This is a genomic window from Pseudorhodobacter aquimaris (genome assembly GCF_001202025.1).
Taxonomy (GTDB): domain Bacteria; phylum Pseudomonadota; class Alphaproteobacteria; order Rhodobacterales; family Rhodobacteraceae; genus Pseudorhodobacter; species Pseudorhodobacter aquimaris.
This window is the reverse complement of sequence record NZ_LGHS01000030.1, coordinates 1-14,562: the sequence shown is the minus strand read 5'-3', so window position 1 is coordinate 14,562 and position 14,562 is coordinate 1. Positions and strand designations below refer to the sequence as shown.

The window sequence follows — 14,562 nt, the reverse complement described above, 5'->3', positions numbered from 1 at the left end:
CCTGAAGATCACGGCCATATCTCTGCCCCTGTTTGTATTTCTCCAGGGCTTCCGGATTTAGTTGGGTGACATTCTCATCAACCCAGTGCTGCACCCAACTCTGGTGTTCAGTTGTACGTCGACTGTATACTGTTGGAACGCCGTTGAACTTCACGCCGACGGCTTTGCCACACCCTTGCTGGTCCAGTTTTACGAGTTTGGGATGACCTCCCGTCATGAAAGAGGTTGAAGGTACCCCGTTGATTAGATCGCAGAGAGACCAAAAACAGGTTCATGCCACATCTCCCTGATCGCCGTTGGACATCCATTTTTGCCGATCTTTATTTGCATTGCCACCTCGCCTGAACTGTAAACAAGCGCTGATTTCTTGCTGCTCAACGCAACTACCCCTACCAGTATGTCCTGGGTCGAACAGGCACCATAACTGGCCGAGTGTTCCCTGCGGGAAATCCTCAGGAACTTTAGACTTATGGATTTGATACACGCCACCGTTTCGCTCAAGGCCCATGAGATTTGGTTCCAACTGATCAAATGCCTCCGGAAATGCTGTCTCAGAATTCACCTCAAGCTTTGTGAAATTTCGCGTCAGACCACTCTCTCGCAGTGCGCGTTCCTAAGGCTAAACCTTTGCAAGAAGCGGCCCAATCGCGGTTTGCCAGACCTGAGCCGGCCCGCCATCAATTTGCACGACCCATTGCCCTAAGACATCTGAGGCGTCCTCTCTCAAGCTTGGCGATCCGCTCCGTAAAACATCGGTAACATCGCCCAACGAGAGCCCCCAGCCTTCGGGCGATGCTTCGGCCCGGGTTATGGTAATCGCTGGGGAAAGTAAGAGCGCCGCGGCGGCGATTGCATCAGATCTATTGCCGTCCAACTCTTTCAAACCCAATTTGATAGCGTCTGGGAATATCTTTGAGGCCGTCATAGATATGTGGCCTTGGCCCACAAGACGGACCAAAGTCCGGCTGCTTTGGGCGTTTGGCCGGACAGTGCTGTATTCAGCGTCAGGCTCGCATCTTGACCCTCGATACTTATCACAAAGCTGAGGTGACGGATCAACGCGGCACGAGCCATGGTGCCTTGGCTTTCAAGCCTTGGCGGACAATCCAGATCCCTTGGACACCGACAACTGCGAAACCATGACGATAACGGCCACCGACTGTTGGGGCGGCATGATCTGCAACCACAGACCCAGCGCAAGAAGCGCGGCGCCAAAGCCTGCCAGCCTGTTGATAAACCCGCCGGCAATTGCCCCAAGCCCAGCAGCAAACAAAGTGCAGATCCATCAAATCGCTTCCATGACCGCTTTGCGCATCCCGTTGTCGGTGATGGCAAGGTATTGCGTCTCACCTTACCCTCGCGGTAAGAAAAATTTCTTAGTTTGCAATGGCTGCGGCGACAAAATCCTTTAACCGGCTGAAATCAGCACAGGTCGAATGTGGCGGATTGTGTCGCCCTTCTTGGCGATATACGTCTGGGATATGCGCTTTTTTATCTCTGCCCTGCTTTTAGTCTTATCGGTGAACGCAACTGCGGCACATCCACATGTATTCGTGGATGCCAAGGGAACCTTCATCTTTGCCGAGGATGGGCGCCTGGCGGGGGTGCGTATTTACTGGTTATATGATGCCTTCACGACCTTGCTGCTCTACGAAACGCTTGACCTTGATAAAGACGGCGATGGCAAACTTGATGCTGCTGATCTGGAAACGGTCAAGCGGGGCGAAACGGATTGGGCACCCGACTATGAGGGTGACACGTATTTATGGGTTGAGGGCGCAAAGCAGGTTCTCTCACGTCCGGCGAATGCCTCGGCACAGATGCATGACGACCGGATTGGTGTGGGATTTGAGCTGACGCTTGAAAACCCCGTTGATATGTCGGACAAATCCGCTTCGCTTAAAATTTACGATCCGATTTATTACTATGCCTATAGCATCGATAAGGACAGCCCCCTCCTCGATGCCCCTGATGGCTGTGCGGTCCAGATCAACCGTTTTACGCCGGATGAGGAATCCGCTGATCTGCAAAAACAGCTTGAAGCGTTATCGCAAGAAGAGATCCCTGATGACCCGAATGTAGGCGCGATGTTTGCCGAGGAGATCTTGTTGCGATGCGATTGATCCATCTTGCCTTGATTTTGGCAGGCACGGTGGCTTTGGCCATATTGATAATCCAGGTCTTCGATGTCACCGCGCTTATGCGTTGGGCAGCACAAACACAGCGGGATTTCCAAAACGCGATGGCCACGGCCCTGCGGGCCATTCGCGCCGGAGAGCCTGCTGCCTTGCTGACGCTTTGTGGTCTGACATTTGGATACGGTGTTGTTCATGCGATCGGGCCGGGACATGGTAAATTCCTGCTCGGGGCGGCAGCGGTTTCCAGCCGCGCGACTCTTTGGCGGATGATGGCGCTGACCCTTGCGTCCAGCCTTGCGCAATCGCTTGCGGCAGTTTTGCTTGTGACGGGGGGGATCGGTCTTATTTCTCTGACCAGCGCATCGCTTATCGACATCACAGAGGATCTTCTTGCCCCCCTGAGCTATGGGGTCATCGGGCTGATCGGGGGGCTGCTTGCACTGCGGGGGGCGCGTGCGGCTTGGCGGGCAAACGCAGTGTCCCATCATGAGGAACATGACGCAGAGGGATGTTCTTGCGGGCACACGCACGGCCCTTCGATAAAGGAGGTCGAGGGTGGCATGACCTCGCGGCAGATGCTGGCCCTGATTGCCAGTATTGCGATCCGCCCCTGTACAGGCGCCTTGTTCTTGCTCGTTATCGCATGGCGTTTGCAAATCCTGTTTGCGGGTATCCTTGCGACATTTGCGATGGGGCTTGGCACGGCGGCATTTAATATGGCGGTCGCCGGATCGGGGGTCGGCGCGCGTGTTCTGATCTCCGTGCTAAGTACAGAGCGCGCCGGGGCCAAACTAGTTTTGCCCGTTGCCCAGATAACGGCCGGTTTGCTTGTGGTCATCGTCTCTATGGGCATGCTGCGCCACTATCTGTGACGCGGGCGCGGTGATTACCAGTGATTAATCCTCGCACGACCCTTTGCCCGACGCGTCGGATGCTGCCGTGGACAGCATATCATCGAACAACCTGTTCCACTGCGCTGAAGTAAGATCAATCAGGCCCAGCGCCTTGAGCAAGAAAGCCCCCTCCCCCGCCAGAAAGGCCAGCGCCAGGCGACGGTCCCCGGATTTTTCCAAATTGAGCCGCGCCAGACGGGAGTTGTACCAAGCCCGCGTCTCTGACAGTTGATCAGGATGCTGCAACAACGCGGTCATCATCGCGGCGGAGCGCGAGTGGTCCGTCTCATTTTCATCCCGTGTCACCTCCAGATGCCCGTGGATCAGCGCGGCGGGCGTTGGGCCGGGGCCGGTTCGTGCGGCAACCTCGGCGTCAAACCCCTCTGCCCAGCGTGTTATCATCGCGCGGATCAAGTTGTCACGGGTGCCAAAGGCATATTGTACCCCGCCCTTGGTGATCCCGGCCGCTTTTGCGACAGCATCAAAGCTAAGCGCCCCCGCCCCCGCGGTCACCACCAGCGCCTCGGCGGCATCCAGTACCTTGTTCCTGTCAATGCTGCGTGGTCGTCCCGCCATTTTTTCTCTTTCATTACGATACGAACGTATTTATATTCCGAGCTCCGCTTATGCGAACCGTATCTTATCGCCCCAAGGATTATAACCATGCCCACCCGCAACCGTTGGCTTATCATGACAATCGTGTCGAGCGCGCTTTTCCTGATCGTGATTGATATGACAGTCCTGTACACCGCGCTGCCACGGCTGACGCATGATCTGGCCGCCACGGCCACCGAAAAGCTGTGGATCGTGAATGCCTATCCGCTGGTGGTGGCCGGGCTTTTGCCGGGACTGGGCGGGCTGGGCGACCGCTTTGGTCATAAGCATATGTTCCTGTCCGGTCTTGTGGTGTTTGGAATTGCCTCTTTGGCTGCGGCTTTTGCGCCCACACCTTCGGTGCTTATTGCCGCACGGGTGATGCTGGCGGTCGGGGCGGCGGCGATGATGCCCGCCACATTATCCCTGATCCGTCTGACCTTCACCGATGAGAAAGAGCGCGCCTTTGCCATCGGGATCTGGGCCGCCGTGGCCTCGGGCGGGGCGGCACTGGGGCCCGTAGTGGGCGGGGTGTTGCTTGAATGGTTCTGGTGGGGATCAGTGTTCCTGATCAATGTGCCGATTGCCATTGTTGCCCTAGTGGCGGGCGCACGGGTATTGGTCAACAAGCGGCCTGCGCAGGCACCTCCGTTTGATCTGATCGGTTCGGCACAGGTGATGGTCGGACTGGTCGGGCTGGTCTATGCCATCAAAGAGACCAGCAAACGAGAGCCATCCTGGACCATCGCCGCCATCGTCTTTCTTGTAGGTCTTGCCGCTGTTGCTGCCTTCATGCGACGCCAAAGAGCAAGCGCAAATCCGCTGATCGATTTCGCGCTGTTCAAAAACGCGCAATTCGCATCGGGAGTCATTGCAGCGATGGCTGCCTCTGCGATCCTGATCGGGGTAGAGCTTGTATTCAGCCAGCGCTTGCAACTGGTGCTGGGTTTGTCACCATTGCAGGCAGGGCTGATGATGTTGCCTATTCCAGCGGCAGCCTTTGTTGCCGGTCCGCTGACCGGTCTTGTGCTGCCGCATCACGGGGCTAAGCGGGTATTGACCGTGTCGATGGCGCTAACGGGGCTGGCATTGGCGGGCTATCTTATGACCTATCAGGGTCTACCATGGCTGTGGATGTCGTTTTTGGCGGTGATGGGGGTCGGGATCGGCGCCACCATGACAGCCGCGTCCAGTACCATCATGATGTCCGCGCCCGAGGATCGCGCCGGTATGGCCGCCTCGATCGAGGAAGTGTCTTTTGAACTGGGAGGCGCGTTGGGCATTGCAATCCTCGGCAGCCTGATGTCCGCGATATACACCCGCGCTATGGTTCTCCCCCAAGGCCTGTCAGCCACCGTATCGGACAGCATCGACGAGGCCCTGCTGGTTGCCGCAACCCTGGAACCGGCGGCGGCGGCGCATCTGGTCGAATTGGCGCGGGGGGCATTCGATCAGGCATTTTTCGGGGTCATCGCCCTTGCGACGATTTTGGCATCCTGTACCGCGATCAGCATCTGGCGCAAACCGGTCGGGGGGCCCTAGGACAAAATTACCAAGCGACCGTGTCACCGTGCTGGTCCCTGAAGCCGCCGCTGTCAGCGGGTTCCAGCCCTTCGATCACGCCGATCAGGCGGGCGGCAGCGCCGGCCGCGGTGTCGGTTTGCGCCGCAGTCCGGAATGGCGCGGTCAGGGGTGTCGCAACCGTACCGGGGTGAAGTGCCACCAGAATTGCCCCCGGACGGGTACGGGCCAGTTCAATCGCCGCAGTATGGATGATCTGGTTTTGTGCCGTTTTGGCCGCGCGGTAGCTGATCCACCCCCCCAGCCGGTTATCCCCAACCGAGGCCAGCCGCGCAGAGAGAGAGGCGAAGACCGCGCGTCCCGGCGACATAAGGGCCGTGCCATGTTTTATGAGCAATGCAACCGCCGTAGCGTTCAGCGCAAAATGGGCCGTCATGTTCTGGGGATCAATTGCACCGATGGTCTTTTCCGGCGCAACCCCGTTCAGGATCAACCCGCCCGTCGCATTGAACAGCAGATCGAACTGCTTTCCCTGTAACCGCCCAAAGGCGCGCTGGATAGAGGCCTCATCCGTCACATCCAGCCCGTCATCGCGGCGTGACAGGCCGGTAACATCCGCCCCCCGTTGTTCCAAAGCGCGCGCCACAGCCGCCCCGATCCCGCCAGAGCTGCCCAAAACCAACGCCCGCTTGATCGGTGTCCCACCGGACTTTCCGGACCCGCTGGCCGTAATTTCCACTCTATCGGTCATGGCTGCCTTCTTTCATCATATGGGATGGTCATAAATCCCTTACGCAAAAACAGCTTTACCGGATCATTTTTGATCCGGTTGCTCGGCACGGCCGTAGGAGTGTCATAACAACAACCGGATTGCTCATGTCATTTGATGCCGCGCCTTTTCGCCCTCAACGCATTGCTATTATTGGTGGCGGTATATCGGGGCTGTCTGCTGCCTATCTTTTGGCGCCCAACCATCACGTCACAGTGTATGAGGCCGCCCCCCGTCTTGGCGGGCATGCCCGCACGGTCATCGCGGGCAAGAATGGCGACCAAGCGGTGGATACGGGGTTCATCGTGTTCAACTATGCCAACTACCCACATTTGACACGCATGTTTCAGGCGTTGGACGTGCCCGTTATCAAAAGCGATATGAGCTTTGGTATTTCGGTCAATGGCGGGCAGATCGAATATGCCTTGCGCAACCTGCGGTCCTTGATGGCACAGCGGCGCAATATGCTGCGCCTCGGATTTTGGCGGATGTTGCGTGACATCCACCGCTTTAACACCGGCGCCGAAGCGGTGGAGCAGGGCGGCGATATGACCATCGGTGAATTGATGGACAAGATGCGCTTGGGGCGCTGGTTTCAGGACTATTACCTGATGCCACTTTGCGGGGCGATCTGGTCAACACCGCCTGCGCAGATCCGCAGCTTTCCCGCCCGCGCCATCATCCAGTTTTTTCGCAACCACGCCTTGCTGAGTGCCACGGCACAGCATCAGTGGTGGACCGTCGATGGCGGCAGCACGCAATATGTCACCCGGCTGGAGGATCACCTGCGCAGTCAGGGCGTGACCATCCACGCAGCGACGCCGGTGCAATCCGTCAGCCGTAGCGCATCCCAAAGCATCGTGCAAAGCCGTGAACAGGGGGCGGCAACTTTTGATCATGTGATCTTTGCCTGCCATGCCGATCAGGCATTACAGTTGCTAGAGGAACCGACCGCGCAAGAGCGTGCTGCACTTTCGGCTGTTCGCTTTCAGGATAACCTGATGGTGTTGCACCGCGATACCGCCCAGATGCCCAAGCGCAAGGCGGTCTGGTCCAGCTGGGTCTATAATGCCGATACCTCTGGGGCAGAGACCGCCATCGGCGTGACCTACTGGATGAACCGTTTGCAAAACATCCCCGAGGAGGACCCGCTCTTTGTCACGCTCAACCCTGCGCGCACGATACCGGAGCATCTGATCTATGATCAAACCGTGTTTCGCCATCCAGTCTTTGATGCCGCCGCCCTGACCGCACAGGATCAGATCGCCCGGATGCAGGGGCAGAACAATACTTGGTTTGCGGGGGCATGGTTGCGGCACGGGTTTCACGAGGACGGCTTTGCCAGTGCCGCCCGCATCAACCGACTGATGCAACGCCAGCACGCATGACCCATCAAGCGCAACATATCGCGGGCATCACGACCCATAAACGGCTGGGCAGGATCAGCCACGGGTTTCGCTATGGCGTCGATTATGTGCTGATTGATCCCGAGAGGGGCGGGCCTTGGCCCAAGCTGTTTTCACGCAACCGTTTTAACCTGATGGCGGTCCACGACTGCGATCATGGCGGGCCATTGCGTCAGGGGCGTGGTCCGGCCTGGGCGCGTGCGGTTTTGGCCGCCAGGGGGCTGGGGGCGCGCAAGCTGCGCTTGCTTTTGCTCACCCAGCCGCGTTTTCTGGGCTATGTCTTTAACCCCGTCAGCTTTTGGCTGGTGATGGAGGATGACGCCCTTATCGCCGTGATTGCTGAGGTTTCTACGCCCTTTGGCGATCGCCATTCCTATCTGTGCCACAACGCTGATTTTAGTCCGATTACCAAGGATACCCGCATCAAGACACCGAAATCGCTCCATGTGTCCCCCTTTCAGGATGTGGCGGGAACCTATGCGTTCGGGTTTGACATAAGCCCTGAACAAATCACGATTCGCATCCTGCACCGTAACGGCCCCGAGGGCGTGCTTGCGATGCTGTCGGGGCCGCGCAAGCCGATGACCAATGCGGGCCTGCTCGGTGCCGGTATCCGCCGCCCGTTTGGCGCGTTGCGAACCATCGCGCTGATTTATTGGCAGGCGTTGCGCCTGAAATTAAAGGGCGCCAAATACCGCGCCCATCCCACCCCCCCGAATTCGGAGATTACCTGATGTCGTTCCTCGACAAGCGCTTGAAAAAAAAATTGCTGGAAACCTGTGGGCGTATCCGGAACGGAAGCCTGCGGCTGCGCCTGCCCGACGGGTCCACCCATGATTTCGGGGCGGGCGATCCGGCGGCCGAGATGCAGATCAACGATCTGGCCGCGGTGCAGGCGATTGTCGCCCGCGGCAATATCGGCATGGGGGAAACCTATGTCGCGGGTCTTTGGGATACGCCCTCGGTTGAGGATTTGATAAAGGTGGGCCTGCTGAACCTCGATCTGTTTCATGAATTCGACAATGCCAATTTCTGGAACGGGTTGAAGTTCCGCCTGATAAACCGGCTGATGCGGGCCAATACATTGCGCGGATCTGCACGCAATATCCGGGCGCATTACGATGTGGGCAATGAGTTTTACCAGCTTTGGCTGGATGACAGCATGACCTATTCATCCGCGATTTTCGCAACAGGGGATGATGATCTTTTGCGGGGCCAGAACCGGAAATACGACCGCATTCTGGACCGGCTTTCAAGTGGAGAGCGTGTGTTGGAAATCGGCTGTGGTTGGGGCGGGTTTGCCGCGCGCGCCGCCGACAGCGGGCGCCATGTGACGGGACTAAGCATTTCCCCCAGCCAAAAGGGCTATGCTGCGGCGATACTGGACGGGCGTGCAGATATTCGGTTGCAGGATTACCGCGAAACCAGCGGACGGTATGACAATATCGTGTCGATAGAGATGGTCGAGGCCGTAGGTGAACGTTACTGGCCCACCTATTTTGCCACGCTCAAGGCGCGGCTGGCCGAAACCGGCGTGGCAATGGTGCAGGCCATAACCGTGGCGGATACGGGGTTCGACACCTACCGCCGCAGCTCTGACTACATCCGGCACTATACCTTTCCCGGCGGGATGCTCTTGTCTGATTCGGTCATCGCAAAACAGGCCCGCAAGGCCGGTCTTGTTGTACGCGAGAGCCATGCCTTCGGGCGCGATTATGCGCGGACCTGCGAGATATGGGCGGACCGTCTGAAGGCCCAGTCCAAGCGCATCCGCAGGCTGGGCTATGATGAGGGATTTATGCGCAACTGGCGGTTCTATCTTGAATCCAGCGCGGCCTGTTTCGCGGTTGGCCAGACCGATGTTGTACAGGTGGAACTGGCCCATGCGTGAAGCCACAGGCGAAACCATCTGGATCATCGGCGCCAGCGACGGCATCGGCGCAGCATTGGCCCAGGAATGGGCGGGGCGCGGGGCGCGGCTGATCCTGTCTGCACGATCAGAGGACCGGTTGGCCGCGTTGGCGGCACGCCTTGGGCCGCAGCATATTGCCCTGCCGCTGGATGTTTCTGATCGCCAAAGCATCGAGGCAGCGGCGGCAAAGCTGGCCACGATCGGGCCGCTGGACCGTATTGTACATCTGGCGGCCCTTTATGATCCCGGAAAGGTGACTGATGCAAATCCCGATCGCGCCGCCAAGATCATTACGGTCAACCTGACCGGCAGCTTTCACATCGCACAGATCGCGCCGCCTTTGTTGCGCTCAGGTGGGCAATTGGCGCTTTGCGGCTCTGTTGCGGGCTATATCGGCCTGCCACAAGGTCAGATTTATTCGGCCACCAAAGCGGGCGTCATCAACCTCGCCGAAACACTGCGTATCGAATTGGAGGGCTGCGTCGACGTTCGGCTGATATGCCCAGGCTTTGTCGACACCCGCATGACAAAAACGAACGACTTTGACATGCCCGCGATGGTCACGCCCGAGGCTGCGGCCCGCGCGATCATAAAAGGCCTCAACTCCCACCGGTTTGAGGTGCATTTCCCGCGTCGGCTCACTTACGCGCTGAAACTCTTGCGCGCTTTGCCCTATTGGGCCGCCCTGCAATTAACGCGCCGTCTTCTGCGCTGAAAAAGGACCACTCCGATGAAAATCATGATCCTCTATGCGGTCACCACGGTGATCTTTCTTGCGGCCGATGCAATCGGATTGCGCCTGTTGATCAAGCCCGTGTTTGACCGGCATATTGCCCACCTCTATGCCGAGCCCTTTCGCTTTGGGCCCGCGTTGGTGTTCTATCTTGCCTATGTTGCGGGGCTGCTTTGGTTCGTGTCGGTTCCGGCCCTGCATAATGGGGATCCGATGGCTGCCTTGACCGGAGGCGTGCTTTTGGGGCTGATGGCCTATGGCACCTATGAATTTACCAATTACGCGACCCTGCGCGACTGGTCACTGCAACAGGTTGCCACCGATATGCTGTGGGGCGGCGCGCTGACGGGGTTTTCGGCTTGGGCGGGGGTGCTCATTACGCGCAGCCTTTCAATAAAGGTCCTTTGATTGGACGGCATTAATTGCGACAGACAGCTATTATTGCGCGATATTTCGTCGATAACCTGTTATTTACCGGTCTACGGGTCGGATAAATACCGCTTGTCAAGATGATGTGTAGAGTTTGATTAAGGCTCAAATCATCGTGTGAGCTGGCTCATGGGGGAGACTCCCCGCCGATTGACGAGAGTGTTCCGGCCTCGGTCGAATTCAACGATGATTTCCCTGAGGTTGAGATTTTCCCGAAAATGGGCAATCGGGTCACCGAAAGCCAAGGAGCCCTGCTTCAACCGATCACCGGAATGGATCGTCACTTTGACGCCGTGCAACTGAACATAGAGTTCGAAACTTCTGCAGATGTGAACAGGGTTACGTTCTTAGGGACGTTCGGGTCCGAGGAATTCCCCGAATATGTTGGCGGAAGCGTGACCGACGGGTTTGGTCTTTTCGTGATGGGTATCAATAAGGCAGGTGTTTCGGCAGGTGCCGGGGGGCCAAACCTGCCTGTTCAATATCGACCACCCAAGCATGACAAATATTGCCGGAACCGAGCTTGACGGCATTCTTGCCCCCGGGCGGCACCCTGGTCTGGACCGACCCACCGGTTTCTGTCGGTTTCACCTATGAGGTCACCGGCGGGTCCCTGATTACTTCGGTCACAGCGCCTTCCTCGGCCACAGTTGCCGATATCGACGGTTACACCCTCATTTTCGGCGCGAGCGATTTCGCGCTTGCTGCGGGGGCGACATATACCTTTGTCGGCGCTGGCATTGATTTCCTGACCCTTTCGGGCATCGACACATCCCTGTCACTGGATCCCACTGAACCGTTGGCCGTTGCGGTTGTCATCACCCCTATCACCGAGGATATCGACGGCCCGTCACCGGTTCCGCTGCCTGCATCCGGCCTGCTCTATTTTGGGGCTGTATTGCTTGCAGGTCGTGCGTTTTGCCGCTGACAAAAAGCAGTTTGCGCGCGGCCTCACCGCCGCGACCGCCTATGCCGCAGAGGAAAACCGCAAGTTCGGGATCAAGGGAGGCGGGCTTCAGACCTGTGGAAAATTCATGGATGCCATGGAGACAGGCTCAACAGAGGTCGCGCTTTATGGCGGTTGGATTGAGGGGTTCATAACGGCGCAGAACCAGCATAACGAAGACACCTATGACATCGCGCCGTGGCAAACGACCAACACCCTGTTGGAATTGACAAAATCCTTGTGCAATCAGGCCAGGCCGGACACGCGGTTCATTGATACCTTTGCGGGGGTGTTTCGCATCCTCTTTCCCGCACGCCTGCAGTCCGAAAGCGCCGTGGTGGGGATCAGCAATGGTGAGGCCCGTTCCATCGCCTATGTCGAAGTGTTGAACCGGGTTCAACAAGCGCTTCGCGATGATGGTTATGAAATTGCGGATAACACCGGCGGTGTTGATCAGGCACCGATCCGCCAGCTTATGGACTATCAACGCAAGAACGGGCTGGTGGCCACAGGGCTACCCGATCAACCGACCCTATTTGCGATGTTTTTTAAAAATAGCTGTTAATTTTAATAGTTTTCATAATCCGAACAGAGCGGTTTTTTGCTTTCGATTTCATCATTCAGGCAATAACGCGCCGTATCATCAGCCATGGTTCGGCAGATGTTCAATTAACCTTTACGCTGAAATTAATATCTCTTACTCCTGAAGCCGCTTGGTATGTTGTTGAGAGTGCGCTCGTGTCTGATGATCAGCTTGATAAAGTCCTGAACCCGGATATGGCAGATCCTCACATCCTGAACCCCGGCGATCAAAACCAAAATCCGCGTGGAATTCGTTTCTGGAAATTGGTCCGCGAGGATCTTGATACCCATAACCGTGATTTTTTTGCGCAGGGGTTTTGGGCGCTGTTCTGGCACCGTTTTGGCAATTGGCGAATGTCGGTAAAGCCGCAGATACTACGGCTTCCCCTTAGCGTACTTTACAAGGTGATGTATAAAGCATGTCAGTGGTTTGGGGGAATTGACCTGCCCTATACCACCTATGTCGGGCGGCGCGTTAAATTAGAGCATTTCGGCGGAATGATACTGGTTGCCCAAAGCATCGGGGATGATGTGATCATCCGGCAGAATACCACCTTTGGCGTAATCCGCGCCAACAGCCTGGATGGAAGGCCGATTATCGGCAAGGGTGTCGATATCGGCGCCGGCGCAGTTCTGGTCGGTAATATCACAATTGGCGATGGTGCAATGATCGGCGCCAATGCGGTTGTGCGAAGAAACGTTGCGCCCGGCTGTCTGGCGGTCGGCGTGCCCGCCCGCATCGTAAAGCGCCCCGAGGAATAACCTTGGCGAAAGCCCCTGCTTTTACGGTATTCACTTTCTGTTGCTTGGGTATAATACGGGCGTGCAGGGCCGTTGACATTGTCGGGTCCTTCCCTAAAAGAGAACACTCAGGGCCGTTAGCTCATCTGGATAGAGCGCCAAATTCCTAATTTGGAGGTAGCAGGTTCGAGTCCCGCACGGCTCACCAACAGCGCGACAAGTGAATGCAGGGTCTGAGGCTCGAAACCACAGACGGCCTTCACTCAGGTCTTCGATTAAGTTCAACAAACCGCGAAATCATCCTTGATGTCGGGGAGACACGGGCACGAATTGTTGCGCTCAAAATAGTCCTGCGCCTTCCTCACACAGCCATAACGTCCCGAACTCTTGACCATTCGCGGCGAATGGCAGCACTTTTCTGGCTCTCAAAGACGCCACGATAGCATTGCGATGCAACCCGAATCCCCGTTCAATCATGGTTGTGGTCGGGAACCTCCGATAAAAAGTCTTTATATGCTCCTCCGTCACGCACACCTGCACCGTAAGCGTCCGTCCTGCCTTTACTGACGCGTCATAGAGTGTGTTGATAAGTGTCCCCCGTTGATAGTGGACATCTTGAGTGCAGATATGACGGGTAAGAAGAAGCGGTTCTGGCCTGATGAGGAGAAGGTGTCGATCTGCGGGTAATCCTGCGCGCCGAGGGTATCTGTCGCGCAGGTCGCGCGGCGGTATGCCATGAACCCCAATTTGATCCATAAATGGTTGCGTGATCCCAAGTTTGCGCCGGATCGAGCGATATTTAAAGAGCAGGTTGCTCAGACGCCATGCTTTCTCCCCGTCGAGATTGTGGATCGCCCTCAGACCAAAGGCACGGCCCCAACGACCGACGCCCAGCCCGCACAAAGCGCGATTGAGATCGATATCGCAGGCGGCCATCAGCTGAGGACTGTCGGCAGCTATGATCCAGAAGCACTGGCCCGGCTCATCCGAGGTCTGTCTGTATGATCCCGGTTCCGGCAAACACGCGGGTCTGGCCAGCTGCCGGTGTGACCGACATGCGGCGCGGGTTCACGACGCTGGCGGCACAGGCCGACCAAATGCTGAAGCAGGATCCATTCACCGGCCATCTGTTTGTCTTCCGTGGTCGGCGCGGCGATCTCATTAAAATCATTTGGTGGAACGGACAAGGTGGCTGCCTGTTCAGCACCCGGCTTGGGAAGGGTCGGTTTGTGTGGCCATCGGCGAAAGAGGGCAAGCTGCGGCATCAGTTGGCTGGTCAGCGACATCTTTGAACGCGATGGGATCGATATTGACCGCTCGACGCTGGCCCTCGGCACCGGCAAAACAGCGACGGCGCGATTGTGGGTCTGTGGTCGGGACGAAGGATCTTGGGGCAGCTCGATCCCACCCGCCAGCTGGCATCAATTCTCTCCAGATCGCAAAGGGCAGCAGCCCCAGGATCACCTCGCGAGGTATCGCGGCTGGATGCATGCGGATGGTTATGCCGGATCTGAGGATCTCTATCGTTCCGGCGATATCCACGAGGGTGCCTGCATGGCGCACATCAGGCGTAAGTTCGCCGATATCCACCGCGCCCAAGGCTCTGCCATCACCGACGAAGCCATCTAGTGCATCGCACAGCTGGATGCGGTCGAGAAAGAGGCCCGTGGATCACCGCCAGAACGGCGCGCCCATCTCCGACAAGCACAGGCAAAATCGATCTTCGATGATCTGGAATCCTGGCTACATGCCCAACTCCCCAGTATCTCTCCAGTATCTCTGGAAAATCGCCGTTGGCAGGCGCGATCCGCTATGCCCTGACCCGCATGGCGCGGCTCCGGCCATACCATGGTATCCTCGAGTTGGACAACAACACCGCCGAACGCGCCATGCAGGTC

General features: G+C 57.4%; 17 protein-coding genes, 1 tRNA gene and 2 pseudogenes. 16 read left to right on the top strand and 4 right to left on the bottom strand.

Features of this window, described 5'->3' with window-relative positions; translation table 11 throughout:
• Positions 1–271: 271 nt before the first annotated feature.
• The gene (locus tag AKU94_RS19560; RefSeq protein ID WP_157056411.1) at positions 272–562 is read right to left on the bottom strand and encodes a hypothetical protein; all 291 of its coding nucleotides are present in this window, start codon (positions 560–562) and stop codon (positions 272–274) included.
• Between the two features lie 525 nt (positions 563–1,087).
• Positions 1,088–1,273: a hypothetical protein gene (locus AKU94_RS04360; protein WP_050526111.1), complete on the bottom strand. Its 186-nt coding sequence runs from the start codon at positions 1,271–1,273 to the stop codon at positions 1,088–1,090.
• A 208-nt stretch (positions 1,274–1,481) separates the two neighbouring features.
• Between AKU94_RS04360 and AKU94_RS04355 the strand changes: the two genes are divergently transcribed.
• Complete coding sequence (locus tag AKU94_RS04355) at positions 1,482–2,123, top strand: DUF1007 family protein (RefSeq protein ID WP_198144828.1); 642 nt, start codon at positions 1,482–1,484, stop codon at positions 2,121–2,123.
• Positions 2,114–3,010 (top strand): nickel/cobalt transporter, encoded by an 897-nt coding sequence (locus tag AKU94_RS04350; RefSeq protein WP_050526109.1) that lies wholly within the window; start codon positions 2,114–2,116, stop codon positions 3,008–3,010. The genes AKU94_RS04355 and AKU94_RS04350 overlap by 10 nt, the downstream gene beginning before the upstream one ends.
• Before the next feature lie 24 nt (positions 3,011–3,034).
• Here the strand turns inward: AKU94_RS04350 and AKU94_RS04345 are convergent, their stop codons facing one another.
• A complete protein-coding gene (locus AKU94_RS04345; RefSeq protein ID WP_050526108.1) occupies positions 3,035–3,607 on the bottom strand; it encodes a TetR/AcrR family transcriptional regulator in 573 nt (190 codons plus the stop codon).
• 87 nt (positions 3,608–3,694) lie between these two features.
• Here AKU94_RS04345 and AKU94_RS04340 point away from each other — a divergent pair, with 87 nt between their 5' ends.
• Positions 3,695–5,167, top strand: a complete 1,473-nt coding sequence (locus tag AKU94_RS04340) for an MFS transporter (protein WP_050526107.1) — start codon at positions 3,695–3,697, stop codon at positions 5,165–5,167.
• Positions 5,168–5,174: 7 nt separating this feature from the next.
• Here the strand turns inward: AKU94_RS04340 and AKU94_RS04335 are convergent, their stop codons facing one another.
• On the bottom strand, positions 5,175–5,897 hold the full coding sequence (locus AKU94_RS04335; RefSeq protein WP_083444925.1) for an SDR family NAD(P)-dependent oxidoreductase: 723 nt from the start codon (positions 5,895–5,897) through the stop codon (positions 5,175–5,177).
• A gap of 125 nt (positions 5,898–6,022) precedes the next feature.
• Here AKU94_RS04335 and AKU94_RS04330 point away from each other — a divergent pair, with 125 nt between their 5' ends.
• The 13 genes and pseudogenes from AKU94_RS04330 (at position 6,023) to AKU94_RS20720 (ending at position 14,485) form a co-directional block, all read left to right on the top strand.
• A complete protein-coding gene (locus tag AKU94_RS04330; protein ID WP_050526106.1) occupies positions 6,023–7,303 on the top strand; it encodes an NAD(P)/FAD-dependent oxidoreductase in 1,281 nt (426 codons plus the stop codon).
• The gene (locus AKU94_RS04325) at positions 7,300–8,055 is read left to right on the top strand and encodes a DUF1365 domain-containing protein (RefSeq protein WP_050526105.1); all 756 of its coding nucleotides are present in this window, start codon (positions 7,300–7,302) and stop codon (positions 8,053–8,055) included. Before AKU94_RS04330 ends, AKU94_RS04325 begins: the two co-directional genes overlap by 4 nt.
• Positions 8,055–9,212 (top strand): SAM-dependent methyltransferase, encoded by a 1,158-nt coding sequence (locus AKU94_RS04320; protein WP_050526104.1) that lies wholly within the window; start codon positions 8,055–8,057, stop codon positions 9,210–9,212. Before AKU94_RS04325 ends, AKU94_RS04320 begins: the two co-directional genes overlap by 1 nt.
• A complete protein-coding gene (locus AKU94_RS04315; protein WP_050526103.1) occupies positions 9,205–9,948 on the top strand; it encodes an SDR family NAD(P)-dependent oxidoreductase in 744 nt (247 codons plus the stop codon). The genes AKU94_RS04320 and AKU94_RS04315 overlap by 8 nt, the downstream gene beginning before the upstream one ends.
• Positions 9,949–9,963: 15 nt before the next feature.
• On the top strand, positions 9,964–10,374 hold the full coding sequence (locus AKU94_RS04310; RefSeq protein WP_050526102.1) for a DUF2177 family protein: 411 nt from the start codon (positions 9,964–9,966) through the stop codon (positions 10,372–10,374).
• Between the two features lie 239 nt (positions 10,375–10,613).
• Complete coding sequence (locus AKU94_RS20830) at positions 10,614–10,922, top strand: choice-of-anchor L domain-containing protein (protein ID WP_198144827.1); 309 nt, start codon at positions 10,614–10,616, stop codon at positions 10,920–10,922.
• Positions 10,919–11,323, top strand: a complete 405-nt coding sequence (locus AKU94_RS04300) for a hypothetical protein (RefSeq protein WP_050526100.1) — start codon at positions 10,919–10,921, stop codon at positions 11,321–11,323. Before AKU94_RS20830 ends, AKU94_RS04300 begins: the two co-directional genes overlap by 4 nt.
• Complete coding sequence (locus AKU94_RS04295) at positions 11,298–11,906, top strand: peptidoglycan-binding domain-containing protein (RefSeq protein ID WP_050526099.1); 609 nt, start codon at positions 11,298–11,300, stop codon at positions 11,904–11,906. The genes AKU94_RS04300 and AKU94_RS04295 overlap by 26 nt, the downstream gene beginning before the upstream one ends.
• A 173-nt stretch (positions 11,907–12,079) precedes the next feature.
• Complete coding sequence (locus tag AKU94_RS04290) at positions 12,080–12,685, top strand: serine O-acetyltransferase (protein WP_198144826.1); 606 nt, start codon at positions 12,080–12,082, stop codon at positions 12,683–12,685.
• A 110-nt stretch (positions 12,686–12,795) separates the two neighbouring features.
• Positions 12,796–12,872, top strand: a tRNA-Arg gene (locus tag AKU94_RS04285).
• Positions 12,873–13,399: 527 nt separating this feature from the next.
• The gene (locus AKU94_RS20825; protein WP_408633661.1) at positions 13,400–13,669 is read left to right on the top strand and encodes a hypothetical protein; all 270 of its coding nucleotides are present in this window, start codon (positions 13,400–13,402) and stop codon (positions 13,667–13,669) included.
• Positions 13,666–13,923: pseudogene (gene tnpB, locus AKU94_RS04275) on the top strand (IS66 family insertion sequence element accessory protein TnpB); the annotation flags it as partial. The gene AKU94_RS20825 and the pseudogene tnpB, both read left to right, overlap by 4 nt.
• Positions 13,805–14,485: pseudogene (locus AKU94_RS20720) on the top strand (IS66 family transposase). The pseudogenes tnpB and AKU94_RS20720, both read left to right, overlap by 119 nt.
• Positions 14,486–14,562: the final 77 nt, after the last annotated feature.